Origin of the sequence: Neobacillus niacini, from assembly GCF_036961885.1 — a bacterium.
Lineage (GTDB): Bacteria > Bacillota > Bacilli > Bacillales > Cytobacillaceae > Neobacillus > Neobacillus niacini_H.
Genome location: NZ_JBALNQ010000069.1, coordinates 63628 through 89327 on the forward strand (window position 1 = coordinate 63628; position 25700 = coordinate 89327).

The window sequence follows — 25700 nt, forward strand, 5'->3', positions numbered from 1 at the left end:
AAATACTGGCGGATGGCGGGGATTTACTCTCGTATAGCAGGATTTACTCTCGTATAGGGAGAAATACTGGCGTATAGCATAGTTAACGCCTATAAACAAAAGGAGCATGGAATTTAATCCATGCTCCTTTTGTTATCTTTAATTAAGGTGTAAAGCCAACATCCACGATATTAGATGGTGCAGACTCATTCCCTGCGATATCAACGGCAGTTACATAATAGCTGCCAATTGATACTGTTAAGGAAAGATTAGAACCGCTCATTATACTTGTGATCTTTGATCCGTCTTCATAAACCCGATAGCCAACAATATCATTATCAGCTGGAGCAGACCAAATAAGATTATTACCTGATAGTGAAAGCGTCACAGTATCAGGCCGTTTTCCGTTATCGACCATTTTATCATCAGGAACAAGGATATTTCCCCAACGTTCCTTTTTTGGTATTAGTTGATTCGTATCACTAAAATTCTTACCTACCATTTGTGTAATGAAGTCAGGATTAAGAATGACCCCTTTTTGGGCAAATTCAGCTGGCGTTGTATCTAAAGCTAAATACTTTTTATCGCCAATTTGTACATAGTTTCCTGAAATCAAACTATCATCTTGCTTCGTTGGAACATTTTCAACATTAAAGTAATCACTTTCAACTAAACCTGCCTGTGAGCACGCATCTGAAGGTAATAAACCTGAAACAACGCAAAACGAGCGCTTCACAATACCTGATGGTGCCTTAAAGGATTCTTGTGGGCTAATCAATTCAGGTTTAATATCATAAGCTGCATTAATTAACTCTGCCCATAGATTGTTCGTTCTCTGTGAATAGGACATACCACCAGTCAATAATGACTTTGGCGTATCATAGCCATTCCAAATTCCAAAAGTTACACTTGGATTGGTAGCCACAAACCAATTGTCATTATATTCATGTCCAGTCCCTGTTTTACCTGCCCAATCTGCTTTAAATTTTAATTTACTTGTGATACCTTGAGCTGTACCGCTATTGATTACATCACGCATCATATCAAGCGTTAAAAACGCTGTCTGCGGTTTGAAAACATCAACTGGTTTTACTTCATGTTGGTAGATAACATTGCCATCTTTATCGACTATTTTTTCAATCATGTAAGCATCAATAAATTTACCCTCATTGGCAAAGGTGCCAAAGGCATTGGTATTTTCTTCGACTGTTACCCCATTTTTCATTGATCCAATAGATGTTGAGAGATTGGTATAATCTTCACTTCTTAGAGAGGTAAAGCCCATTTTCTCTAGATATTTTGCAGGCTGCTGACCAATTATATCTTTATATAGCTTGACTGCAGGTACGTTATAAGATTTTTTTAGGGCATATCTTGCTGAGGTAATCCCGCTGTACCTCTTGTCATAGTTGTTTGGCCAAGGTCTGGAAATGGAAGGCTCGAGCCTTAAGGCTACATCCGGTAAAGGTGTACCTGGTGATGCTTTCCCCAATTCAATGGCTGGTGCATAAACGAGTAAGGGCTTCATCGTCGATCCATTTTGGCGGACAGCGCTAGTCGCATGATTAAGCTCCTGTTTATTGTGGTCTCTTCCACCTACAAAACTAATGATTTTACCCGTTTTATTTTCAATCAGCATAGCTCCTACTTCAACAGGTTCCTTAACGATGATGGTTTCACCTGTTTCAGGGTCCTGTTTCTCTTGGTTCTTTTCAGGTCCATAGTTTTTGTAGTTATTCTTTACATCTTGGAATACTTCATATATTTCTTTGTTAATGGTTGTATGAATCTCGTATCCATTTTGGCGTAAATTTTGGTTGGCTAATGTTCGGTATTGATAAAAAAGGTTTTCATCTTCTTTTAAATCCTTTTCTTCATAGCCATCATTTTTCGCCAATACATTGGTTAAAACTTCGATCGCCCGCTTTTCAACTTCAAAGGTTAAGTAAGGATATTTTTCGATAGGGTTAACCCCAGCAGGAATAAAATCCTTTGTAATATCATAGGCTGTGGCTTCAGCATACTGGGTTTCGTCAATGTGGCCGCCATCATACATTCTTTTTAAAACCGTTTTCATTCGAGTCAGACCAGGTTCTAAATTGTTCTTCACCGTACCTTCTCTCGTAAAAGGTGTATAGCCGAAGGGACTTTGAGGTAACCCTGCAATAAACGCTGCTTGTGGAAGGGTTAATTCGCCGGCATTTTTCCCGAATATTCCTTTGGCTGCTGCTTGAACACCACCGATATTTTTACCAGATGAATTTCTTCCAAATGTAGAAACGTTTAAGTAAGCTTCTAGAATTTCCTTTTTGCTAAAAAACTTCTCTAAACGGAGGGCAAGCAAGATTTCATTTGCTTTTCTTTCAAAGGAAACTTCATTTGTTAAAATTTGGTTTTTGATTAATTGTTGTGTTAAGGTACTTCCGCCTGTTTGATTTGCTGAGTTTGTGACTTCTTGGAATACTGCACGAAAAACAGCTTTCGGCACAACACCTTTGTGTTCATAAAAATATTCATCTTCTGTTGCAATAACGGCTTTTACTAGGTAATCCGAAACTTGATCAATTTTCACTTCTTCACGTTCGAGATCTGTCCTTAGCTTACCTAGATAGACATTGTCAGAAAAGTATAAGTCCGATGTTTCCGTATAATTATAAATATCTTTTTTCATGCTATCATATGAGCGAACAGGTTCGTCCTTAACGAGCGAAGCGAAATAGCCCGCTCCCACACCTGTTGCAAATGCTCCCCCAAGGATGATAACAGTCATTAGAAGCAGTATAAGGTTCCAAAATACCTGGTATGTAATACGTGCACTTTTTACTGTTTTTTTATGGGTAAACAAGTTAGTTATGGACTTTAATTTCTCAATCCACGCTTGCACTTTATCATTCATAGAATCACCTCTTTTAAAATCAAATATATTATAGCATAATGATATATGTAAAATTGACAAACTTCTACATTTTTCTGTTATTACCAGTTCTTGTTTGACAGCTGGTATAAATTATGGTAAAAATCTTATAAGTTATAAATTTAATAATCAAGCTATGAAGGGAATCTACTGTAGGTCTTCTATCCCTGTTTTTAGAGAGTCAGCGGCTGGTGAAAGCTGACACAAATAGAAGAGTGAATTACGTCCCAGAGCTTTCCCCGTGAAAATAGAAGTAACGGAGAACGGTAAAAACCGTTAATTTTTCGAGTTGGAGGATTTTTCCTCAAGCCGGGTGGTACCGCGCGTATATGCGTCCCTGCATTTTTTGCAGGGGCGCTTTTTGTTGTTTTGGCTTTAAGGCAGTAGAAGACCTGACCCCCGATAAAACGCGGGGGAAGTGTCATCAACGAAATGAGTGTTGATGGAAAATAAACCAGCAACAGTATGAATATTAAAAAATGGAGGAAATCGAAATGGATTTATTGCAAGATTTATCATGGCGTGGACTCATTTACCAGCAAACAGATGAAGAAAGTCTTAAGGATTTGATTGGCAAGGAGCAAATATCCCTTTACTGTGGAGCAGACCCAACTGCAGACAGCTTGCATATTGGTCACTTGGTACCGTTTTTAACGCTTAGAAGATTTCAACAGCATGGCCATCGTCCGATCGTATTGGTAGGCGGAGCGACAGGACTAATCGGTGACCCGAGTGGAAAGAGTGAGGAGCGTAATCTTCAAACACTTGAAGCCGTACAAAAAAATGTTGAGGGTATACAAAAACAATTAGAAGCTATTTTTGATTTCAATGGAGACAATGGTGCTGTCATGGTCAATAACTATGACTGGGCTGGATCGATGGATATTGTTTCGTTCTTACGTGACATTGGTAAACATATTGGAGTCAATTATATGCTGGCAAAGGATACCATTGCTTCAAGACTTGATTCAGGCATATCGTTTACGGAGTTCACTTATACAATCCTGCAGGCAATGGATTTCAATCACCTATACGAGAATTTTAACTGTAAATTACAAGTTGGCGGCAGTGACCAATGGGGAAATATTACTTCTGGACTAGAATTAATTCGTAAAATGCAGCCGGAGGGTTCGAAGGCATTTGGCTTAACGATCCCGCTTGTTACAAAAGCAGACGGAACAAAATTTGGAAAAACAGAAGGTGGAGCAGTTTGGCTTGACGCTAAGAAGACAACACCTTATGAATTCTACCAATTCTGGATTAATAGTGGAGATGCAGATGTTGTTAAATACTTGAAGTACTTTACTTTCTTATCACATGAAGAAATTGAAGGACTAGAAAAGTCAGTACAAGAAGAACCGCATTTACGTAAGGCACAAAAGGCTTTGGCAGAGGAAATGACACGTCTGATTCATGGTGAAGATTCGCTGAAGCAGGCGATTAAAATAACAGAAGCCTTATTTAGCGGCGATGTTAGAAGCCTATCTGCTTCAGAGATTGAGCAGGGTTTCAAAGACGTTCCTTCCTTTACTGCTGTTGATACAGATGGCAACTTGGTTGATTTATTAGTAGCTGCAAAAATTTCTCCATCTAAGCGCCAGGCTCGAGAAGACATCGCCAATGGTGCGGTAACAGTGAATGGTGAACGCATTACAGATCCATCCTATGTATTAGAGGAATCTGATCGGATAGAAGGTCAGTTCACGATTATAAGACGAGGGAAAAAGAAGTATTCGTTGATTAGATACTAATTCATTAAGAAAACCGGCCTTGGCCGGTTTTTATATAATTGTAGGTAGTGGGCATTAATGGTGAGAATTTTATCAACGTCTAACATATAATAAGCCACACTTTAGGGGGTACACTTATGAAGTTTCTCATCCATGCTATTTTTATCATCCTTTTCCTCCTACTAACTTTCTTTGGACTAGGACCAGTACTGTATGCCGACGGTGTTATACAAGAGAGACTTTGGACGGCAGCGGTAGTTGTCGCACTCTATGCACTACTTGCGTTCTTATATTCAAGAGCGATCAAGTGGATCAATAAGAAATAAAAATGCCGTGCCAGCAATGGAACGGTTTTTTTTGAGCCTATAAGCGGGAGGAGAATTCAACCAATACAAATAAGAATAATAAATATTCATTATTTTTTCAAAAGGTAAAATATTCAAAAAGTGTTCACAAATTCAACATAAACAACCATCCACCCTATGGTACTTTTATTATGTGAAGATTTTAATGTATTTTAGTTTTTTATGGAGTTGAATTCTGTGTAACTCCAATTGCTATATGACCTTTTTATCTGACTTTAAAAAAACACTTTTTCCTTCTTCTTTCACCTAGATACTCCACTGTTCAATTTCATAGATTTACATCATTTTTTGCTTTTTCAAGTAACCATTGTTCTTTTTAAAAGCCTTAATCTTGTAGGGCACAAATTTATTCCCAGAAATAATTTAAATTAGAGTATTTCACTGGTGGGACTACTTCTGAAATATTTTAATCTATAAATTAACAATACTTAAGGAGGCATTAATTTATGGCAATCATGCGTCTAGGAAGAGTTGAAGTACGTTGTCCAAACTGGGAGAAATCAATTGATTACTACAAAAGAGTTATCGGTTTAATTGAAACTGCCCGTGAAGAGGACCGAGTTTATCTGAAGGCATGGGATGAACATGACCATCATAGTGTCATTTTGAAAAAAGCTGACAGTGCCGGTTTGGAGCATTTAGCATTTAAGTGTGAATTTAAATCGGATTTAGACCTTTATGAAGAAAAATTAAACAATATTGGGATTTATACAGAACGTGTATCAGCCGGAGTTCGAATAGCAGAAGGAGAAGCAGTTCGTTTCACTTTGCCTACTGGACAAATCGTTGAACTATACAACGAAATTGAAGTAGTTGGTAATGGATTACCTCTTTTCAATCCTGACCCATGGCCAGATGGATTACTAGGAATGCATCCGACACGTCTTGACCATCTTTTAATTGCTGGGGAAGACGTTGATGGAGCAACAAAAATATTTACAGACATTTTTGACTTCCACGTAAGTGAGCAATTAGTGGCTGGGGAAAAGAATGATCAAACGATTGCTAAATGGTTATTCAAGACAAATACTGCCCACGATATCGCTATTATTAAAGGACCACAAAATAAACTTCATCACTTTGCATTCTGGTTAGATGAATGGGTAGAACTTCGAAATGCTGCCGATATCATGGCGAAAAATGATGTCATGATCGACGCCGGGCCAACTCGTCATGGAATTACAAGAGGGACAACGATTTACTTCTTCGACCCTTCTGGAAACCGTAATGAAGTGTTCTGTGGCGGCTATATCACATACCCTGATTCAGCAACCATCACATGGACAGAGGATACAATCGGTAAAGCAATTTTCTATTTTGAAAGAGAATTAAATGAAAGATTCACAACAGTAGTTTCCTAAAACAGAAGTAACTGTCAAGGAATTTTCCTTTATCTTTGTTGTAAGCGGTTACATACTATTAAAGAGGCTTCCTTCAAATAAAGTGATGGATATTTAAGGAGATGGTAACCATGGAGACATTTAAAATCGAGGTGAACGGAAAAGAAATTTTAGTTAAGGAAAATGAAACGATCTTAAATGCCTCTATACGTCAAATAGGTGACATTTTTGTCGGTTGTAAAGGCGGCGCATGTGGGATGTGCAAGATTAAAATTACCACTGGTGAAACGGTAGATGGGATTTATTCAAAATCTGCTTTACCTGATGAGGAATATGTTTCTGGATATCGACTAGCTTGTCAAAGTAAGCCAGTAACAGACATGAGTATTCAAACTACTAGGGAACGAAATAAAGTATTAAGATAAGTAACCTAGCATCAGGGGCATCTTTCCCATCTGATGCTAGGCTATTTAAAGTAGTTATTATTTCAGTAAAAAACGTCATTTGACTAGATGTGACGAGGAGTGGAGATCATGAAGTATTTAGAAAAGTACGCCATCACGAATGATCTTGCAAAAAAAATGATTAATGCTGCTGAAGAAAAAGCAAAAGAATTAGAAATTGCTGTCAATATAACCATTGTTGATGATGGTGGAAATTTAGTTAGCTTTTCACGAATGGACTATGCTCCATTGTTGAGTGTTGGGATTTCCCAAAATAAAGCATACAGTGCGATTGCGTTTGGAAAACCGACCTCAGAGTGGTATCCAATGATAAAAGATGAACCTGCATTATTAAATGGAATCGTCCATACTCCGAAGCTAGTCATTTTTGGTGGTGGGTTTCCAATTGAAGTAGATGGAAAAGTAATCGGTGGAATTGGGGTTAGTGGTGGCAGTGCAGAACAAGATGAATTGTGCTGTAAAGCTGCTCTTAAACTAATTGAATAACCGCGTATATCTTTGGATGCTAAATACGATAATTTTTAAATGCTTGATTGGAGGAGATTTTTGTGTCAATTGAGGCAGGAAAGTACATTGACGTAAAGGGAGTTAAAACACATTATCATGAGGATGGACAAGGGGAAGTGATTTTACTTATCCATGGTTCTGGACCTGGTGTTTCAGCATGGGCTAACTGGCGTTTAGTGTTCCCGATTCTTTCAGAGCATTTTCATCTTTACGCACCAGATGTCGTTGGATTTGGCTACACAGAACGACCAGAGGGAATTCACTATTCAATTGATGTTTGGGCAGATCATATGATTGACTTCGTTGAAACCCTAGGCGAAACAAAAATTTCAATCATTGGTAACTCATTCGGTGGGGCAATTGCCCTCCACATTGCTAAAAAACGCCCTGAACTTATCAAACGACTTATCTTAATGGGTAGTATGGGAATTGACCACCACATTTCCATTGGATTAGACCGAGTTTGGGGATATACACCAAGCTTTGAAAATATGAAAGACCTGATCAAACTCTTTACTTTCGACCAATCAATCGCCGAAAATGATGACTTAGTAGAAATGCGTTTTAAATCAAGTATACAGGAAGGCTTCCAAGAATCATTTTCATCGATGTTTCCTGAACCTAGACAAAAACATGTAAGTGACATGGCTCTATCTATTGAGGAACTTGGAAAAATCAATTTCCCTGTATTATTAATCCATGGAAGAGATGATCGTGTCATTCCAATACAAGATACAAGCTATAAACTAGTACTAGCATTACCCAATGCACAGCTTCATGTCTTCCCAGAGTGCGGCCATTGGGTTCAAATTGAAAAAACAAAGGAATTTGCCGGCCAAGTTATTGAATTTTTAAAAAAGGAAGAAATGGTTTTACTAAATGCAATGCACTAGTTAAACCATAAACCTGTATTCATCTAAAAATAAAAAACCCTAGAAGCGTTGATATAACGCTTCTAGGGTTTTTATGATTACTCTTAAAATGGCAAATCTATTAACGTGAGTAGAACTCAACTATTAATATAAAAAAACCATATAGTTAAGCAATAGGCTTGCAGATTACAAACTTGAGTTTATTGACCTTTAAATTAATCTTTCCCTCTTGTATATCCTCTTACTGGGGTTCCATCCTTTCTTAAGTAAGAGGGAACCTGATGCTTAATTGGTGACTTACGAGTATAGTCATCTTCATTAATAGGTGATATACGGGTATATTCATCTTTAATTTGTATATTCGGTGTAGGTTCGGGAGATTGCTGAATTATTCCAGAATCTTTATTTTTTGGCTTTTTACTAGTTCTGGTATTAATGATAGTGGAAGAAATGCGCATTGCAGCAGAAATAATTATTTCAGCTTGTTATCTTTTACATATTGTCCTATTGGAGATTTTGCTATCGCTTTTCCCATTTTTGTAAACCAACTATTCATTTTTGAGTTCTTTTGTTTTAGCACTTGTTTCTGCCTATTTGAAATTTCATATAATTGCTTTTCAATCTCTAATTCCTTTTCTTTTCTTAATCTTTCCACTTGTTTCACAAAGGATTCTTTTACATAAGTATCATAGTTGAATTGATTCCATGGTCTTACTTTCTTTATTGTATCCCTTGCATTTTGTTTTGCCTTCTTTACTGCAGATGCCCTAGATCCAGTTAGCTGATTGGCAACTTTGCGTAGATATTTATCGCTAAATTTTATTATTTCATGGTGTTTGATAGAAGGAGTTAGAATAACTTTTACAAGAAAACACTTGTTAGAAAGAAACGTTGATTTAACAGTATTTCAAGGTACATGAAGATACCATAAAAACAGGTGTCAGCAAACTTCAAAACTGCTTGTAATTAGATATAAGTAAGGTGAACAAGGCTACATCATTAATAATAAAGATTAATGTCTACAATCAGCAGTCCAGACATATCGAATGTGGAAACTCTATGGTGGTGAGTTGGTGGCATGGTGGTGGCAAAATCCAACATCCTGCCACCAATTTAATCAGTCTTAACCTAATTAAGCGCAAACTTTAGCCTACTAAATCAGGCTTTTCATAACTAACCTGTTATAATCGGATTCATTTCACTTCCTTGACAGGGAAGGGGTCGTGGGTTCGAATCCCTAACAGGTCATAAAACAAAGCCTTGGTAACGTTGAGTTATCAAGGCAAATAATCCCCAATCAGAGTTGTAATTAGGCATTCTATTTACACCTTCAACGTAAAAATAGGCTGTTAAATCAGTGGCAACAACCTATAAAAATCATAATTTGATAAAGAGAGTACTCGTGGTACTTTAAAGCTTGATTTACATCAAACTGACATAATTACCTTCGTTTCCACTCTCTATTCAGGTGCATCCTGTTGAATAAATAGAAAGGGGAGGAAAAAGATGCATAATTTTCAGAATAGCTTACAATCATTAGGAATGGACCATTACCAAGTTGGTCAATTAATGCCTATAGATACTCAAAGCCAAGATATGCGTATATTTGGTCGTTGCGGGGGATGCGGTTTCCGTTGCGGAGGATGCGGTTTCCGTTGTGGAGGCTTCCGTTGTGGAGGCTGTGGAGGCTGTGGCGGCTGCTTCGGTTTTGGCTGTTTTGGTTTAGGTTTCGGTTTGGGTTTTGGCTGTTTTGGCTTCGGTTTTATTTAGTCGTTTTGGAATCTCAGAAAAAAATACGTTATTTTATGAAAAGGAAGTGCCCCCTGCATGGATATGTGCCGCAGGAGGCACTTCTTTTTTGGGGGTAATATCAGAATTTATATCATTACTCTGCTGACCACTAAGGAAAGCTCCTTTGAATAATCATCGCAGGACAAAGCTGCACTTTGGCTTGGTCTGAGGGCGCTTCCACTTTTCTATTCATATTGGACAAATAAATGAACATATAATTATAGTGCATAATTAGGATTGCTTTGTATGAAGGAGGAGCTGAATGACAAAACTTACCTCGTCCACACGTTTGAAGGTCAAAAGGGATTCATTTTATCTCCCAGATCCAAAGGGTGGTGTGTATTTTCGAAATAACTTAAATTCATTCCGAATGGAAGGAAATACGATCTATCAATGGATTGAAAAATTAATGCCGCTGTTTAACGGGGAGCAATCATTGGGAGATTTAACAGAGGGATTAACGGCGCCGTATCGAAACAGGGTATATGAGCTTGGAGAAACGTTGTACAAGAATGGCTTTGTTCGAGATGTTAGCCAAGATAAGACACATGGATTAAACCCAAAAGTCCTAGCAAAGTATGCTTCACAAATTGAATTTATCGAGAATTTTGTAGATTCTAGTGCGTACCGTTTTCAAGAATACCGTCAAACTAAAGTTCTGGCTATCGGTTCTGGAGCCTTTATGGTTTCATTGGCTGCCGCATTAATCGAATCGGGACTTCCCAAATTCCATTTCATGTTGACTGATTCAGTACCAACAAATCAATTGCGGATAAATGAGTTAGTGCGCAATGCCTACTATGCTGATTCTGAAGTGGAGGTCGAGCAGGTACCACTTGAAAAAAGGGAGGGAAGGAGTTTCTGGCAAGAAGCTTTGCGTCCGTATGATTGGATTCTATATGTCACACCGGATGGAAATGTAAATGAACTTAGGAATCTAAATATGGTTTGTAAAGAGCAAAAGAAAGAATTTTTTCCTGCCATATGTTTAGACCATGTGGGGCTTGCTGGTCCATTGGTTCATCCGGAATCAGAGGGATGCTGGGAGTCTGCATGGCGCCGAATCCATCAATCTTCATTGCAATTAGATCGGCAGCCCCAATCTTTCTCTACAACTGTCGGATCCATTCTGGCCAATGTCACCGTATTCGAATTTTTTAAGAAGGCTACAGGAATTGCAGAGTCAAATCAGAGTAATCAAATTTACAAACTTGATCTTGAAACGCTTGAAGGAGACTGGATTTCATTCATCACACATCCATTGGTTTCCAATAAAGCAGCCCCTTCTGAACTGGTGGAAGATCTTGATGTAAGGATAAAGCAAGAAAAGGGTAAAAACGAACCTACGAGTAACCTCTTGGAATATTTCAGTCTATTAACTTCGGAAGAAACAGGAATTTTCCATACCTGGGAGGAGCGAAACTTGACACAGCTTCCTCTTTCGCAGTGCTATGTTCAAGCGGCTAATCCAGTGTCAGAGGGGCCGGCAGACCTACTGCCAGAGGTTATCTGTTCGGGTTTTACACATGAGGAGGCAAAGAGGGAAGCGGGACTGACTGGTATTGAAATGTATGTTTTACAAATGTTCAAGGAATGTAGTGACCTAAAAGATAAGGCTGGTAAAAACATAGCAAGGGATTTGATCAGCATTGGTGCAGGGGAAACAATTGAAGAGGCAGTTTGTCGCGGCTTGCAAGCCTATTTAGAGAAAGAATTGAGAAATAAAAAGGACGATCCACTGAATCCTGTTTTTCAGGTACAATTGGGAGAAATTGAGGATCAACGCTGCAGATTTTATTTAAATGCCCTGACTACCTTAAATGGTACACCGACCATCGGTTTAGAAAATGAAATACTAGGCTTCCCCGTAATTTGGGTAAAGTCAGAGGGGCGTCGGTACACTTGTACAGGTTTAAATACAACGATGGCTTTACGGAATGCATTACAACAAGCGCTTTTGGATGAACAAAATCAGGTGCATGCAACCGAAGGAATATCGGAGTCAGCTGTTTTTTTGAAAGAAAAGGAATTTAAACTCGACGTCCCTTCTTGTGAAGAAATAACACAATTGGAGCTATTACAATCTTCCATTCGGGTTTTGAACCAAAACAGCAAACGTTTAATCGTTTATGATCTTGCGTTTGAACCTTTTTTAAAACAGGAATTAGCAGGGGTGTATGGTGTGCAGGTTCGAGAGGAGGAATCCTAATGGCCGCCCATATTCTCATTGACGGAGAGGGTTTATTAGCGGATTATGTTTTTGATCAATTGTCCGGCAATTATCTCGTTAGGCGTCAAAGCCTATTAGAAGAGGTACCCGAAGAAACAGAATTAGCTCTGGTGCTGCGCGATGCGTGGAATCCAACCATTCATCAAAAAGCAGAAGAAAAATACAGGAACAATGGGATCCCGTGGCTTCGAGGTTTCGTTTCGTTTGGAGAGGGAATCATTGGTCCTTTAGTTCGCCCCGATACACCGGGATGTTCATTCTGCGCTGACATCCGGCGCTTGATAGCTGGATCCGATCGGAAAGAAATGTGGCAGCTACAGCTAAAGATGGCAGCCGGAGTAGGTGTCATGCAAGATGCATGGGTATCAAGAACAGGACTATCACAAATGGCAGCTTTGATATGTAAGGAAGTGCAGAGGATTCTTCAAGGAGCACCCTGCCATTTAGAAGAAAGAGTGTTTATTATTAACTTAAGAACGTTAACAAATTTTATTCACTATTTCTTGCCTAATCCCTCATGTCCAATTTGCAGTCCATTACCGGAAGATACACCAGAATTAGCTCAAATTAGGTTAGAATCTAGTCCTAAATTTAATAGCAGTGGTTATCGCAGCCGTTCGATGGATGAATTTAAAACAGTACTGGTCAAAGACTATCTGGATTACCGTACTGGTATCATGAATGGAAAAATGCAGGATATTACCCTGCCATTTGCTGATGTTTATGTGAACATGCCTTTATTTGAAGCGGACGAGGGAGTCGCTGGCCGGTCTAATTCTTTTGAAATGAGTGAGCTGACTGCCATTTTAGAGGGTTTGGAACGATATTGCGGAATCGAGCCTCGAGGCAAAAGGACGGTAGTTCGTGATAGTTATCATAATTTAAAGCAAAATGCACTAAACCCTGAACGAGTAGGTTTGCATGAAAAGGAACAATATACAAAGCCTCAGTTTCCCTTTAAACCGTTTGATCCTGATACTCCAATGAATTGGGTCTGGGGCTATTCGTTTTTACAAGAACGTCCTGTCTTGGTTCCGCAGTTACTCGCCTATTACAGTTTAGGGCATGGGGAGGGCTTTGTTTATGAAACCTCCAATGGATGTGCAGTAGGGGGGAGTTTAGAAGAAGCCATTTTTCATGCCATTATGGAGGTTGTCGAGCGAGATTCTTTCTTGTTAACCTGGTATGCAAAACTTCCCCTTCCACGTCTTGATCTTAGTTCGGCTAACGATAAAGAATTACAGCTGATGGTCGACCGTATGCGTGAGGTGGCGGGATATGACCTGCATTTTTTCAATTCGACGATGGAGCATGGAATCCCAAGTGTATGGGCAGTCGCAAAAAACAGAAGATCCAAGGGTGTAAACCTCATTTGTGCAGCCGGAGCCAGCCCTGATCCTGTAAGGGCTGTAAAAAGCGCAATTTACGAGCTTGCGGGAATGATGGTGCATGACGAAAAATTGGAGGCAAACGAGCAGAAATATCAACATATGTTACGGAATCCGTACGAAGTACGTACCATGGAGGACCATGGTTTGCTCTACGGGCTGCGGGAAGCAGAGGAACGGCTGAATTTTTTACTGGATGATCAACGTCCATTACGTACATTTGCAGAAGAATTCAAGGTGACGCCTGCAACTGCTGATTTGAAGGATGATCTTCAGGATATTCTTCAGAGGTTCCACCGGTTAGACTTGGAGGTCATTGTGGTGGACCAAACGACACCGATAACCAAACGGAATGGATTATTCTGTGTGAAGGTATTGATCCCTGGTATGTTACCGATGACATTCGGACATCACCTGACCCGTGTAAAAGGGCTGGAGAGGGTCCTTAAAGTGCCAATGAAACTTGGATTTATGGAACAGCCGTTATTGTATGAACAGCTTAATTCAGATCCCCACCCATTCCCATAATTGAAAAGGAGGAGGTGTTAAATTGGAACTAGAAACATTTCTACATCATCTTCACTTTGATACGGAAAAAGCTGCTCCTCCAGATTGGCAAGTGGATTGGGAGGATGCACCACTTCCCTATAAACTGTACCGGGGCTTACCAGAGATTCCGCTGAACGCAGATGTACCGTTAACACTGAGCGGACAGGAAGCTAAGGCTGAACCCAGCCGGGAGGAGCTGGGTCATTTCTTATGGTATGTATACGGCCTTACTCAATACTCGCAAATCGCTTTCATCGATGACACCGAGGAAAAAGGTGCTGTCAGCTATGCCCAGTTATTACGCAGATTTGTACCCTCTGGCGGGGCTTTATATCCCAATGAATTATATGTGTATGTGAAGCTAAAGGACACACCAATGGGAATTTACCATTATGACGCGGCACACCATCGCCTCCTCTTGCTGCGAGAAGGAAATTACGATTCATACTTATCAAGAAGTCTTGGAAATAGCTGTGATCTATCTGACTGTTTCTGTACGGTTTTTGTCTCGACGCTATTTTGGAAAAATTTCTATAAATACAATAATTTTTCCTACAGGCTCCAAGGATTAGATGCAGGTGTGTTAATTGGGCAATCTTTAGAAGTCGCCAAACAAATAGGGTATTCATCTCGGGTATGCTACCAATTTCTTGATAGGTCTATTAATCATTTGCTTGGGCTGTCTGATCAGGATGAAAGTGTATATGCCGTTATTCCTTTATCCGTTAATCAAAACGTTAATCGTGCAGGCAACAATCATAATAGAATGGAAATTGTTTCTGCCACTGAATTGTGCCGGGAAGTGCCGCTGTTGGAGCATGTCTCCTATAACCGTTCAAAGAAGGTAATAGATTATCCTACCTTGAAGAAATTTAATGAAGCATCCATGTTTGAAACAACAGAGTCGTTTGTGAAGATAAAGAAAGATAGTAGTGTGAAAGTTTCCTTAGATTCGGAAATGATCCTGCTTCCCTTTACAGAGCGCTTTTCATACGATCTTGCATCCGTTTGCAGGGAGCGGCATTCTCCAGATATCGATTTTATTATGGGTCAAGTCCGTCAAACGCAGCTATCCACTTTGTTAAAAGAGACCTTTTCCTTCTCGTATCAGAATGACCTTGATGGTATACATGGGAATGTGGAGAGTCCTGTTTCTTTATATGGTAGTTTTTACAACGTGGAAGGAGTTCCAAATGGTGCCTATTCTTATGACAATGCCACTCATGCACTTCGAAGAATAACTAGGGGAGATTTTCGAGAGTTATTACAAAATGGATTAACAATGCCCAATGTAAATCTGTTTCAAGTTCCGCTAGTACTGCATGTTGTTGGAGACAGGGAGCATCTGAAAAAGGAATTGGGATATAGAGGATACCGCATTCAACAAATGGAAGCGGGCATACTCCTGCAACGATTGCTCTTGGTATCCTGTGGTTTAGGAATGGGAGGGCACCCGCTATTAGGGTTTGACTCGAACCGATGTGATGGACTTTATGGGATCAATTCGAAAGGAAAAACAAGCCTAATCCAAATCCCGGTCGGTCCATACCGTCCCCGCGCCTGGTTAAAAGGGAGTTTGATTAGCTAGGAAAAACAAGTGTGCACTAATGGCATGTGGAAACACCTGGTGGCAGACTGGTGGCGAAATTCAACATTCTGTTACCAATTTAATCAGCTTTAACCAAACTATATGGAAACTGTATCTTATTAAATCAGGCATTCCATAACAAAACTGCTATAATCAGACTCTCTTTACTTCCTTGAAAGAGTTGAGCTCACATAAAGCCACGGTATTAACCAGGGCTTTTCTTTTTATTGAAAACGGTACATGTTATTTGGATTTTAAAGAGGCTGAATACGTCTGTCCAATGAATTGATTTTGTTGAAAAATCCTCCCCAAATAGCCCCCAAAACCTCCCCCAAATAGTTAGGGGAGAATACATGATTATACAAAACAGAAAAAAAGAAAAAACCCTAGAAATGGCGTTATATCAACGCTTCTAGGGTTTTTATTGTTGCTGTTTAATAAGCAATTCAATTAACGAGAATAGAACTCGACGATAAGAGTTTCGTTAATTTCAGCTGGTAATTCAGAACGCTCTGGTGAACGAGTGAATGTACCTTCAAGCTTGTCTGCATCAAATGTTAAGAAATCAGGAACGAAGTTATTTACTTCGATTGCTTCTTTAACAACATCAAGATTACGTGATTTTTCACGAAGGCTGATAGTTTGACCAGCAGCTAAACGGTATGATGGGATATCTACACGAGCACCATCAACTAAGATATGACCGTGGTTAACTAATTGACGAGCTGCACGACGAGTACGAGCTAAACCTAAACGGTAAACTACGTTATCAAGACGTGATTCAAGTAGGATCATGAAGTTTTCACCGTGAACCCCACCAATTTTGCCAGCTTTATCAAATAAGTTACGGAATTGACGCTCAGTTACTCCATACATATGACGAAGTTTTTGCTTTTCTTGTAATTGCAATCCGTATTCTGAAAGCTTCTTACGTTGGTTTGGACCATGTTGCCCAGGAGCGTAAGGACGCTTTTCTAATTCTTTACCTGTGCCGCTTAGAGAGATTCCAAGACGACGAGAGATTTTCCAGCTAGAGCCAGTATAACGAGCCATGAATGACTCCTCCTTAGTGTTTTTATTTTGGTAAAATAAAAACCGTTATGAAACATCAGTGATAGCCATTTTGTTTTCATGCACCTTCGCCCTAGCAGCAGAGGGTTACAAGATACACCATCATAAGTATAAATCTTATGAGGAACAAACTGAGACCGTTCAAGTGTTCACATAGGCTGCAGTTATTTTACACAAAGAGTATTATATAATTTTATTCATGTATATGTCAAGTTAATTTTAGGAAACTACAAATTCTGTGAAAGTTGTGTGTGAATTCATTAAAAAATAATAAAACATTCAAAAATATCTACCAATTTTACCTAATTATTTACTATAATGGATATGTTGTATAAATTTGGAAATAAGTATAATGGGTGATTAACTTATGGTAGTAAGTGAAAGTCAGTTTCAGGATGAAATAATTAAATATAAGAAATTGTATTATGCAAGCAATAGATTACATAGCTATTTGGATGAAGAAAAGATTTTAGGTGAAGTGATTATAACATTTCAAGATATTTTTTCAAACTATATGTTTTCTTTACAGCATCTTCAGGATCTTTACCAGGAACTGAATGAGGACAATCCTAAAATAAAGGCATTTATTTCAGGAGAAATTTATGTGGAGAAAATTAGGTCAAATCAAGGTTGTATTCTTTATGCTCCTTTAAAAGGAAAAGAAGTTGTTAACGGTGTAATACAAGTTACTGCACCAAATACGTTGGAAATTCCAGAGTATGATATAGAAATCATTACTTTATTAACAACTACGATTGCCAGTGCAATAGAAAATGCCAAACTTTACTCTCAATCCACACAAGTTATCTCTGACTTACAATTAATTAATGAGACTTCCCAAAAATTAAATTCAAATTTGCAATTAACTGAAACGATGGAATATATGTCTAACCAGATTATTCAAACGTTCGATGCCCAGGAAGTAGGATTCTTCTTGTTTTCCAGGGATCGTACAAAAGTGAGAGTGCTTCCAGGCACAACCCCGTTTTTTTTAACAAAACCGTCAAAAACATATGTTGACCTCCTAGAAGCCAAAATACACAAAGAAAATGAATCTATATTTATTGGAGATTGTAATCTTCAACCTATAAATGATATTAAAAAATACCGTTCAATAATGGCAGTACCAATTATTCAAGATAACAGTCTTAGAGGATTTTCTGCTGTCATGCACCAAAATCCTAATTTCTTCTCACAAGAGAATTTTAATCTGTTACAGGGACTACTATTTCACTCATCACTTGCCCTGATGAATTCATTGCTCCAAGAAGAACTAGAGCATATGGTCAAAACAGACCATTTAACCAAGCTTCATTCCCGAAATTATTTAGATGAAAGTATACAGTATTCAATGAAGGATGATAATGAAGGCACCTTTATGTTAATTGATATTGATAATTTTAAAGAGATTAATGACATATTTGGTCATCAAGTAGGTGATGAGGTATTAATTCAAGTAGCAAACCTCATCAAAAAGAATATCCGAGGAAATGATGTAGGGGCACGTTGGGGAGGAGAAGAGTTAGCCATCTATCTTCCTAAAGTTTCAATGGAAGAAGGTTTGGTGATAGCCGAAAGGCTGGTAAAAACGGTTGAAGAGTGTACCTTTCCGAAAATTACTGTTTCCTGCGGTGTTTCCTATTGGAATAAAGATAGTCAGGATACATACAATTATTTATTCAAACGGGCAGACGACGCCTTATACCTTGCTAAGGGTACTGGTAAAAACAAGGTGGTTGCTCAGAAAACAGCATAATCACTAGGTAGGCACTCAAAGGAAGTTAAATTCGAGTGCCCTGCCAATCGTAAATGAATAAGATATAGAACACGGAAAGAAATGAAAACGTTTACAAATAGGAGGGTCACTTTGGATAATAAAAATTTTCGTTTTGAGACGGAAGCGATTCATTCTGGGTATCGTTCAGGTGAACACCAAGGAAGTCTTGTTCCTCCCTTGTATCAATCTTCGACTTTTACTTTTGCATCTGCTGAACAAGGTGAAAGAAGATTTGCTGGCCAAGAAGAAGGTTTTATCTATTCCCGTTTGGGAAATCCGACGGTAAAAATTCTTGAAGACCGGATGGCAACACTTGAACAGGGGGAAGCGGCCCTGGCATTTTCTTCAGGGATGGCAGCAGTTTCTGCCGTGTTAACTGCTCTAACCAAAACAGGGGATCATATCTTGTGTTCTCAAGGTGTATATGGCTGTACCTTTGGTATACTGCAATTGTTAAAAGGAAAATATAACATCGAGCATGATTTTTCCGCTATGACCTCGCTGGAAATGCTAGAAAAAGATCTCCGGCCCAATACGACCTGCATATATATTGAAACCCCAATCAATCCAACCATGAAACTAGTTGACCTAGAATTAGTCGCACATGCTGCAAAACAGCGGGGTATACCAGTTGTTGTCGATAATACATTTTGCTCGCCTTATTTACAAACTCCCATTACCCACGGCTGCGATATTGTTATTCATAGCGCAACAAAATATATTTGTGGACACGGTGATGTTATTGCTGGAATCGTGGTGGGACCAAGCGACTTTATCCGAAGGGTATCAAAAACTACACAAAAAGATATCGGTGGTATTATATCGCCATTTGATGCTTGGCTCTTGTTAAGAGGGTTAAAAACACTGCCAGTGCGAATGGATCGTCATTGTGAAAATGCTAATAAACTCGTTGAATTTTTACGAAATCATCCAAAGATTGAAATACTCTATTTTCCAGGTAACAGCGACCATATAGAAGATAACGAAATCATGCAGAAACAAATGAAAAAACCAGGTGGTTTGATTTCATTTTCAATCAAAGGAACGAAACAGACTGCACAATTATTTATGAATCATTTAAAATTAATTAAAATTGCCGTAAGTCTAGGGGATGCTGAGACATTAATACAGCATCCAGCTACAATGACTCATGCTGTCGTTCCAGAAGAAGATCGTAGAAAAATGGGAATAGAGGACACTTTACTACGTCTGTCCGTCGGTCTTGAAGCATGGGAGGATATAAAAGAGGACTTAGAGCAGGCACTAGAAAAAATATAAAAGCTGTTTTCGCAACGATTTGTTACGCCAAAATAAAAAACTCGCCACGGCGAGTTTTTTTGGATTACAAATGTTCAACAAGAATCGCTGTAATTTCCTCCAACTGCTCTTGGTCCATCTCATCAAATCGGTTTTTTTCTGGTGAGTCAATATCTAAAACACCGAGTAGCTTACCATCTTTTATAAGTGGAATGACGATTTCAGAATTGGAAGCAGCATCGCAGGCTATGTGTCCAGGAAATTCATGAACGTCCGCAACCCGGATTGTTTCCAGATTTTTAGCAGCTGTTCCACATACACCTTTATTGAGCGGGATGCGAACACATGCAGGCAGACCCTGGAAAGGACCTAATACAAGCTCATTGTTTTCATCCAGTAAATAAAAACCAACCCAATTTATCCGATCAAGGAACTGGTTTAATAGTGCAGAAGTATTACTAAGATTAGCGATTTGATTTTCCTCACCATGGAGAAGGGCCTGTAATTGTTTTTTTACCAATTGGAAATTTTCTTGGCGAGTCCCTTTGTACATTTCGACATTAAACATGTTTTTTCACCCATCCCTTTTTGAATTCCTTATATATTTTATCAAACTAACAAGAAAAAAAGCATACTTTGTCGATAATTTTATAAAGGATAATATCATCATAACAAGAATTGTTATAGAAAGGGATAATCGAGTATTAAGGAGGTGTACGGTGCGATGAAAAAGGACTCTAAAGAAGTTATCGTTAACGCGGCAATCACGCTTTTTAATTCAAATGGATACGCAGGAACATCGATTCGTGATATTGCATCTATAGCAAAAGTGAATTCGGCAACAATTGCCTATCATTTTGAGAATAAACTTGGGCTATTAGAATATTGCTTTACTTACTTTTTTGAGCAATATCTCCGTATTATTGAAGAGAAATTTTCCTTGATGGAGATAGGTGTCAAGGATTGTTTTAAAAAAATTACTGCTGACTTGCTCCATTTTCAATGTAAAAATATTGAACTTACTAGCTTCGTATACCGTGAAATGTCAATGGACTCACAGGTAGTTAGAGAAATTATGTCTACCTATGCCTTAAAGGAGAAGTACTATTTTCAAAAGATTTTTGAAAAAGGCTTTGAAAGGAAGGAATTTCGTCCGCATTCGATTGCTTACCTGATTATTCAATACAAAGGTTTATTGATGATGCCCTTTATTAATGCCAATTATTTACGAGAGGTTCTATACATCTTTCCAAATGAAAGATTTTTTGAACAGAAATATTTAAAGGAAATTAATCGTTGGATTGAGAATACGCTTGGCACAAAACATATTGAAAAGAAAGAGGCTATATTGTAATTGAAACTCCTATACCGTTATTTATTTATGAGCACTAGCTTGGAAATTATATTTCCCACAAGCCAGTGCTTTTTATTTTGAGTTTTTAAAGATAATCCTTGTAATAATTTGATTTTTTGCCACAAAATATTACATGAAAATTTCTTTTTCAAAAAAATTGAAAATAATAGTCAAAAAATGTCGTTAACATGGTATTATAAAGGCATTGACCTTACCGAAAATTGAAATTTTATTATAGATTAGTATATAGCGCTTTAGGGTTTTTATTGAAGTGTTTGAAACTGGGGGCTTTAATGTTGAAATATTTAATTGGATTTATTATCCTGCTACTAGCCTTATTTGTATTGGGGTATTTTATAAAGAAAAATTATTTTAAAGAGATGGATAGGTTAGAAGCCTGGAAAATTGATTTGTTTAATCGTCCTATAATGGATGAAATGTCAAAGGTAAAACAATTGAATATGACCGGTCAAACCGAAGAGTTATTTGAGGGTTGGCGTAATCAGTGGGATGACATCGTAACGGTACAATTACCGGATTTAGAAGAGATGTTATTTGATGCTGAGGAATTCATCGATAAATATCGCTTTAAGAAGGCGAAAGCTGTACAACAGGAGATTAATAATACGTTACAGGCAACTGAAAATGAGATTAATAAAATTGTTGAAGAACTACATGAGTTAGTTGGAAGTGAAGAAAAGAACAGGACTGAAATTGAGCAGTTAAAGGAATTATATCGTGAAACGAAAAAAACACTGCTCGCTCATCGCCATAGTTTTGGCAAATCAGAAAAATTCTTAGAAGCACAACTAGATGACGTAACGAAAAAGTTCCACGAATTTGATGGGAAGACTGAGCATGGTAATTATCTTGAAGCACGTGAACTCGTGTTACTGATCCATGACCAACTTGACAAGATTAAGCATAATATGGATTTAATTCCACAGTTGTTGATTGAATGCCAGTCGCTTATCCCTGCTCAGTTGACAGATATCCTGGATGGATATCGTGAAATGACTGAAAAAGGGTATTATCTAAGTCATATTCAATTAGAGATGGAAATTGAAAGTTTGCAGGAAGAGTTGAGCAAGTATCTGAGCTTTATTGAAGAGACAAAAATTGAAGAAGCGCTTGAAGGAATAAGTGAAGTTAAAGAACGAATTGACATCCTTTTTGACCTTCTCGAGAAAGAAGTTAATGCTAAGCATTTTATTCTTCAAAACGAAAAAGGAATGAGTGTACTCCTTACATCTATATTAGAAGAACATGACCATCTTTCGAAAGAGGTTAAACTTGTCCAAGAAAGTTATCATTTAACCGAAAGTGACTTTGAAATCCAAAGGCATTTGGAAAAACAGCTTGCTTCTGTTACAAAGCATTATGAAATCTTACTAGAAAAAGCGAATATCAATGAAACAGCATTAACGATTCTTTGTGAAGAGTTAATTGAAATTAAAACTCATATTGAAGTGATTCAAGAAGAGCAGGAGAATTTTGGACGTAAGCTTCAAGCACTAAGAAAAGATGAGTTCGAAGCGCGAGAAGCGTTAAGAGAATTAACAAAACAAGTGGGTGAAACCATTCGCTTAGTGTCAAAAAGCAATATTCCCGGTTTACCAGAAGATTATAAGTATTTAATTGATGATACAAATGAGAGCATTCAGAACGTGAAGCTGCAGCTACAAGAAAAACCGCTTAATGTTTCAGCACTTAACCAATATTTAGAAATTGCCGTTTTAACAGTGGAAAAATTGTCGAGTAGTACAATTGAACTGATTGAAAATGTCATGCTTGCCGAAAAGGCGATTCAATATGGAAATAGGTATCGCAGTCAGTATCCTTCAGTGGCAAAGGGACTAAATGATGCAGAAGCTGCATTTAGACATTTTGAGTACCAGGAGGCTTTGGAGCAGGCTGCTGCTTCGATAGAGTCAATTGACCCGGGAGCCTTGAAGAAAATTAAAGCTACAGTCGAAGATAAAGTCAGATAAACGCTAAAACCGATTTGCCCTATTTGGCGAATCGGTTTTTAATTGTTACCAATAGTAACCTTTTTCAATTGATTAAGTTTATGGTAAGATTTATTCTGCGCAAAGTTGAGGTGTTAAAGAATGATTTATTTTGATAATAGTGCAACCACAAGACCTTATAAGGAAGTGATTGATTCCTTCGTTAAGGTTTCAAATGAATTTTATGGCAATCCATCTTCCTTGCATGGATTAGGGGTGCAAGCTGAAAAACTTCTCACCCAAGCACGTGCCCAAATAGCAAACCTCCTGGCTGTAAAACCTGCCGAAATTTATTTTACTTCTGGAGGTACAGAAAGTAATAATTTGGCCATTAAAGGAACAGCCATACAACATAAAAGTAAAGGGAGACACTTGATATTATCAAGTGTTGAGCACCCTTCTGTTCATGGGGCAATGGAACAACTGAAAAAGCTGGATTTTGATATTACCTATCTCCCAGTAGATACTAGTGGAAGAGTGAATGTGGAGGATGTCAAAGCTTCCATACGTAAGGACACGATCCTTGTTTCTGTTATGCATGTAAATAATGAAGTTGGAACGATTCAGCCAATTAAAGAAATTGGCAAAGTCTTGAAACAATACCCCAGCATCCTTTTCCATGTAGATGCAGTACAAGCAATCGGGAAAATACCTTTAAATTTGGTGGAAAATGGTGTGGATTTATGCTCGTTTTCTGCACATAAGTTTCATGGATTAAAGGGGACAGGTGCGCTTTTCATTCGAGAAGGTGTTAGGCTTGACCCGCTATTTTCTGGGGGAAACCAAGAGTGGAAAGTAAGAAGCGGAACGGAGAATGTTGCAGGAGCTGTTGCAATGGCAAAGGCTCTAAGAATGTCAATGATGGCAAGTGACACGGGAATAGAAAGAATGTATAGAGTAAAGTCGTTGCTAACTACAGAGCTCACAAGCATTGATGAACTCATAATAAATACCCCATTGGAAGATTCAGCACCACATATCCTAAACTTCTCCATTAAAGGAATCAAGGCAGAAGTTTTAATTCATGCGCTCGAGCAAAAAGGAATTTTTTTATCGACAACAAGTGCCTGTTCCTCTAAAAAGCAATTACCAAGTCAAACGCTGCTGGCGATGGGGGTTTCTGATGATTTGGCTGACAGTGCTTTTAGAATAAGCTTATCGTATGATAATACTGAAAAAGAAGCCCGAAGTGTTATTGATGCGATTAAAGAGGCAACAGTCCAATTAAGAAAGGTTATGAAATAATGAATTATGATCGTATACTGATACGCTATGGTGAAATCTCTACTAAAGGTAGAAACCGAAATAAATTTGTAGACAAATTAAGGAGAAGTGTTCGAATTGCACTGGCTCCCTTTCCAAAAATAAAAATACGTGCCGAACGAGATCGGATGTATGTATTAGTTAATGGTGAAAACGTTCCAGAAATCATAAACGCATTAAAAAATATTTTTGGAATCCAATCCATAAGTCCGGCAATAAAGGTTGAACGAGACATTGAACATATGAAAATGGCTGCACTTTCTTTGGTTAAAGAACTATACAAAGAGGGTCAAACTTTTAAAATATCTCCAAAACGCTCAGATAAAACCTTTGAACTTGATACGGAGGGGATCAATCACACTCTTGGCGGCAACATTTTGGCAAATATCCCAGGAATTAAGGTAAATGTGAAAAAGCCAGATATCAATGTGAAAATTGAGGTTCTAAGTGATGCCATTTATATATCCTGCGAAAACATTTTAGGTGCTGGTGGATTACCTGTTGGTTCAAGCGGAAAAGCAATGCTGATGCTTTCAGGTGGGATTGATAGCCCGGTTGCAGGCTATTTGACCATGAAACGTGGGGTAGAAATTGAAGCAGTACACTTTTTTAGTCCCCCGTTTACAAGTGAAAGATCGAAAGAGAAAGTAATTGACCTAGCTAAAAAGCTTGCTGAAATTTTTGGATCAATGAAGCTTCATATTGTCCCATTTACTGATATTCAGCAAACCATTAAAGAAAAAATTCCTGAAAATTACTCGATGACCTCGACGAGAAGGTTTATGCTTCAGATAACGGACGAAATTAGAAAAAAGCAAGAAGGTCTTGCAATTATTACTGGAGATAATCTAGGTCAGGTAGCAAGCCAAACCTTGGAAAGTATGTATGCGATAAATGAAGTAACCAATACGCCGATACTAAGGCCGTTGTTGACAATGGACAAAAATGATATTATAAAAATTGCTAAGGATATTGATACCTACGATATCTCTATAAGGCCATTTGAAGATTGTTGTACAATTTTTGTTCCTTCTTCTCCAAAAACAAAACCAAAGAGAGAAAAAGTGCAACGCTATGAGAGTTTCTTTGACTTTGACTCTTTAATACAAGCAGCAGTCAAAGAGACAGAAACCTTAGTGATTAAACCCGACACCAAAGTGGTCTCAGAATTCAATGACTTATTTTAATGGCTGTGTTAATGTGCACTAGTGATTTTATAACCTGTTGGATTGGAGCGAAAGGCGCTCGACTC

The 25700-nt window shown here is 38.2% G+C and carries 21 protein-coding genes and 1 other annotated feature; of the genes, 16 read left to right on the plus strand and 5 right to left on the minus strand.

Annotated features, from left to right (window positions below):
- Positions 1-142: 142 nt before the first annotated feature.
- Positions 143-2875: a transglycosylase domain-containing protein gene (locus V7124_RS23735; protein WP_335494035.1), complete on the minus strand. Its 2733-nt coding sequence runs from the start codon at positions 2873-2875 to the stop codon at positions 143-145.
- A gap of 145 nt (positions 2876-3020) precedes the next feature.
- Positions 3021-3235 (plus strand) — a binding site (T-box leader).
- A gap of 152 nt (positions 3236-3387) precedes the next feature.
- On the opposite strand from V7124_RS23735, the gene tyrS reads away from it, so the two are divergent.
- The 6 genes from tyrS to V7124_RS23765 all read left to right on the plus strand — a co-directional run bounded on the left by tyrS (position 3388) and on the right by V7124_RS23765 (position 8192).
- On the plus strand, positions 3388-4644 hold the full coding sequence (gene tyrS, locus V7124_RS23740) for a tyrosine--tRNA ligase (RefSeq protein WP_335410911.1): 1257 nt from the start codon (positions 3388-3390) through the stop codon (positions 4642-4644).
- Positions 4645-4760: 116 nt separating this feature from the next.
- Positions 4761-4949: a DUF6954 family protein gene (locus V7124_RS23745; RefSeq protein WP_335494037.1), complete on the plus strand. Its 189-nt coding sequence runs from the start codon at positions 4761-4763 to the stop codon at positions 4947-4949.
- A 485-nt stretch (positions 4950-5434) separates the two neighbouring features.
- Positions 5435-6349, plus strand: a complete 915-nt coding sequence (locus V7124_RS23750) for a catechol 2,3-dioxygenase (protein WP_335494039.1) — start codon at positions 5435-5437, stop codon at positions 6347-6349.
- A gap of 110 nt (positions 6350-6459) precedes the next feature.
- Positions 6460-6753, plus strand: coding sequence for a 2Fe-2S iron-sulfur cluster binding domain-containing protein (locus V7124_RS23755; protein WP_335410906.1), 294 nt, complete (start codon positions 6460-6462; stop codon positions 6751-6753).
- Positions 6754-6861: 108 nt separating this feature from the next.
- A complete protein-coding gene (locus V7124_RS23760) occupies positions 6862-7278 on the plus strand; it encodes a GlcG/HbpS family heme-binding protein (protein WP_335410904.1) in 417 nt (138 codons plus the stop codon).
- Between the two features lie 62 nt (positions 7279-7340).
- Positions 7341-8192 (plus strand): alpha/beta fold hydrolase, encoded by an 852-nt coding sequence (locus V7124_RS23765; protein WP_335410902.1) that lies wholly within the window; start codon positions 7341-7343, stop codon positions 8190-8192.
- Positions 8193-8386: 194 nt separating this feature from the next.
- Here V7124_RS23765 and V7124_RS23770 read toward each other — a convergent pair whose 3' ends face one another.
- Both V7124_RS23770 and V7124_RS23775 read right to left on the minus strand, forming a co-directional pair.
- Positions 8387-8629, minus strand: coding sequence for a hypothetical protein (locus V7124_RS23770; protein ID WP_335494041.1), 243 nt, complete (start codon positions 8627-8629; stop codon positions 8387-8389).
- Positions 8630-8643: 14 nt separating this feature from the next.
- Positions 8644-8835, minus strand: a complete 192-nt coding sequence (locus tag V7124_RS23775; protein ID WP_335410901.1) for a hypothetical protein — start codon at positions 8833-8835, stop codon at positions 8644-8646.
- A gap of 842 nt (positions 8836-9677) precedes the next feature.
- On the opposite strand from V7124_RS23775, the gene V7124_RS23780 reads away from it, so the two are divergent.
- From V7124_RS23780 to V7124_RS23795, 4 genes are all read left to right on the plus strand, one after another.
- Entirely contained in the window at positions 9678-9941 is a 264-nt protein-coding gene (locus V7124_RS23780; RefSeq protein WP_335494043.1) for a heterocycloanthracin/sonorensin family bacteriocin, read from the plus strand.
- Between the two features lie 283 nt (positions 9942-10224).
- Positions 10225-12171 carry a putative thiazole-containing bacteriocin maturation protein gene (locus tag V7124_RS23785; protein WP_335410898.1) on the plus strand — a complete coding sequence of 649 codons (1947 nt, stop codon included), beginning with the start codon at positions 10225-10227 and terminating at the stop codon, positions 12169-12171.
- Positions 12171-14108 (plus strand): TOMM precursor leader peptide-binding protein, encoded by a 1938-nt coding sequence (locus V7124_RS23790; protein ID WP_335410897.1) that lies wholly within the window; start codon positions 12171-12173, stop codon positions 14106-14108. Before V7124_RS23785 ends, V7124_RS23790 begins: the two co-directional genes overlap by 1 nt.
- Positions 14109-14130: 22 nt before the next feature.
- On the plus strand, positions 14131-15717 hold the full coding sequence (locus tag V7124_RS23795; protein WP_335494046.1) for a SagB family peptide dehydrogenase: 1587 nt from the start codon (positions 14131-14133) through the stop codon (positions 15715-15717).
- A 450-nt stretch (positions 15718-16167) separates the two neighbouring features.
- On the opposite strand, the gene rpsD is transcribed toward V7124_RS23795, so the two are convergent.
- Positions 16168-16770 (minus strand): 30S ribosomal protein S4, encoded by a 603-nt coding sequence (gene rpsD / locus V7124_RS23800; RefSeq protein ID WP_335410893.1) that lies wholly within the window; start codon positions 16768-16770, stop codon positions 16168-16170.
- A gap of 385 nt (positions 16771-17155) precedes the next feature.
- Between rpsD and V7124_RS23805 the strand changes: the two genes are divergently transcribed.
- Both V7124_RS23805 and megL read left to right on the plus strand, forming a co-directional pair.
- Positions 17156-18544 carry a sensor domain-containing diguanylate cyclase gene (locus tag V7124_RS23805; RefSeq protein ID WP_335494049.1) on the plus strand — a complete coding sequence of 463 codons (1389 nt, stop codon included), beginning with the start codon at positions 17156-17158 and terminating at the stop codon, positions 18542-18544.
- 111 nt (positions 18545-18655) lie between these two features.
- Positions 18656-19843, plus strand: a complete 1188-nt coding sequence (gene megL / locus V7124_RS23810) for a methionine gamma-lyase (protein ID WP_335494051.1) — start codon at positions 18656-18658, stop codon at positions 19841-19843.
- A gap of 64 nt (positions 19844-19907) precedes the next feature.
- Here megL and V7124_RS23815 read toward each other — a convergent pair whose 3' ends face one another.
- Positions 19908-20390, minus strand: coding sequence for a GAF domain-containing protein (locus tag V7124_RS23815; RefSeq protein ID WP_335494053.1), 483 nt, complete (start codon positions 20388-20390; stop codon positions 19908-19910).
- 156 nt (positions 20391-20546) lie between these two features.
- Here V7124_RS23815 and refZ point away from each other — a divergent pair, with 156 nt between their 5' ends.
- The 4 genes from refZ (at position 20547) to thiI (ending at position 25635) form a co-directional block, all read left to right on the plus strand.
- Entirely contained in the window at positions 20547-21176 is a 630-nt protein-coding gene (refZ, locus tag V7124_RS23820) for a forespore capture DNA-binding protein RefZ (protein WP_335410886.1), read from the plus strand.
- Positions 21177-21469: 293 nt separating this feature from the next.
- On the plus strand, positions 21470-23167 hold the full coding sequence (ezrA, locus tag V7124_RS23825) for a septation ring formation regulator EzrA (RefSeq protein ID WP_335494055.1): 1698 nt from the start codon (positions 21470-21472) through the stop codon (positions 23165-23167).
- A gap of 120 nt (positions 23168-23287) precedes the next feature.
- Complete coding sequence (locus tag V7124_RS23830) at positions 23288-24430, plus strand: cysteine desulfurase family protein (protein ID WP_335494057.1); 1143 nt, start codon at positions 23288-23290, stop codon at positions 24428-24430.
- On the plus strand, positions 24430-25635 hold the full coding sequence (gene thiI / locus V7124_RS23835) for a tRNA uracil 4-sulfurtransferase ThiI (protein WP_335494059.1): 1206 nt from the start codon (positions 24430-24432) through the stop codon (positions 25633-25635). The genes V7124_RS23830 and thiI overlap by 1 nt, the downstream gene beginning before the upstream one ends.
- The last annotated feature ends 65 nt before the right edge of the window (positions 25636-25700 follow it).

Bases quoted from the DNA above. Each gene is read 5' to 3' on its own strand.
- V7124_RS23770 (WP_335494041.1), bottom strand. From the start codon at position 8,629: ATGCGCATTTCTTCCACTATCATTAATACCAGAACTAGTAAAAAGCCA.
- V7124_RS23785 (WP_335410898.1), top strand. From the start codon at position 10,225: ATGACAAAACTTACCTCGTCCACACGTTTGAAGGTCAAAAGGGATTCA.
- V7124_RS23735 (WP_335494035.1), bottom strand. From the start codon at position 2,875: ATGAATGATAAAGTGCAAGCGTGGATTGAGAAATTAAAGTCCATAACT.
- V7124_RS23830 (WP_335494057.1), top strand. From the start codon at position 23,288: ATGATTTATTTTGATAATAGTGCAACCACAAGACCTTATAAGGAAGTG.
- tyrS (WP_335410911.1), top strand. From the start codon at position 3,388: ATGGATTTATTGCAAGATTTATCATGGCGTGGACTCATTTACCAGCAA.
- V7124_RS23815 (WP_335494053.1), bottom strand. From the start codon at position 20,390: ATGTTTAATGTCGAAATGTACAAAGGGACTCGCCAAGAAAATTTCCAA.
- V7124_RS23760 (WP_335410904.1), top strand. From the start codon at position 6,862: ATGAAGTATTTAGAAAAGTACGCCATCACGAATGATCTTGCAAAAAAA.
- rpsD (WP_335410893.1), bottom strand. From the start codon at position 16,770: ATGGCTCGTTATACTGGCTCTAGCTGGAAAATCTCTCGTCGTCTTGGA.
- thiI (WP_335494059.1), top strand. From the start codon at position 24,430: ATGAATTATGATCGTATACTGATACGCTATGGTGAAATCTCTACTAAA.
- refZ (WP_335410886.1), top strand. From the start codon at position 20,547: ATGAAAAAGGACTCTAAAGAAGTTATCGTTAACGCGGCAATCACGCTT.
- ezrA (WP_335494055.1), top strand. From the start codon at position 21,470: ATGTTGAAATATTTAATTGGATTTATTATCCTGCTACTAGCCTTATTT.
- V7124_RS23780 (WP_335494043.1), top strand. From the start codon at position 9,678: ATGCATAATTTTCAGAATAGCTTACAATCATTAGGAATGGACCATTAC.
- V7124_RS23755 (WP_335410906.1), top strand. From the start codon at position 6,460: ATGGAGACATTTAAAATCGAGGTGAACGGAAAAGAAATTTTAGTTAAG.
- V7124_RS23790 (WP_335410897.1), top strand. From the start codon at position 12,171: ATGGCCGCCCATATTCTCATTGACGGAGAGGGTTTATTAGCGGATTAT.
- V7124_RS23805 (WP_335494049.1), top strand. From the start codon at position 17,156: ATGGTAGTAAGTGAAAGTCAGTTTCAGGATGAAATAATTAAATATAAG.
- V7124_RS23750 (WP_335494039.1), top strand. From the start codon at position 5,435: ATGGCAATCATGCGTCTAGGAAGAGTTGAAGTACGTTGTCCAAACTGG.
- V7124_RS23745 (WP_335494037.1), top strand. From the start codon at position 4,761: ATGAAGTTTCTCATCCATGCTATTTTTATCATCCTTTTCCTCCTACTA.